Origin of the sequence: Paenibacillus aurantiacus (assembly GCF_042431225.1) — a bacterium.
GTDB classification, from domain to species: Bacteria; Bacillota; Bacilli; order Paenibacillales; family Paenibacillaceae; genus Paenibacillus_Z; species Paenibacillus_Z aurantiacus.
Map to the genome: position 1 here is coordinate 1 of NZ_JBHMDO010000061.1, position 560 is coordinate 560.

The window sequence follows — 560 nt, forward strand, 5'->3', positions numbered from 1 at the left end:
TAACCCCTACCGACGTATGGCTAAAGCCACACAGGAACATCGTACGCTTGAGAATACGCTACAAAGAGAGTTTAAGAAAGGTATTCCAGGACTTGCGCTGTTAACAGATATTACGTATCTTCCGTATGGCAGCTCCCAGACGGCCTATTTGTCGACCATTCTGGACGCTTCCACAGGCGAGATCCTGGCCCAGAATTTATCCACTTCTCTCCATCTCCATCTTGCAACAGATACGGTAGAAATATTGATGAAGCAGAGGCGGCTGAAATTACATCAGGAAGCTTTCATTCACTCTGATCAAGGCGGTCACTACACAAGCCCTACGTACCAAAAGCTGCTAAAAGATAAAGGGCTGGGGCAATCCATGTCCAGACGAGGCAACTGCTGGGATAATGCGCCTCAGGAGTCTTTCTACGGTCATATGAAAGACCATGTAAAGAGCCGGAACTGCAAAACCTTCACTGAATTAGAACGTGAAGTTAACCGCTACATCAACTATTACAACCATTACAGATACCAGTGGGGATTAAAAAAGATGACTCCTGTGCAGTACAGGAATC

At 46.1% G+C, this 560-nt stretch carries 1 protein-coding gene; it reads left to right on the top strand.

The features are described 5' to 3' along the window. Positions 1-560, top strand: a 560-nt coding sequence (locus tag ACFFSY_RS35100) for an IS3 family transposase (protein ID WP_377503247.1), incomplete at both ends; no start/stop codon positions are given.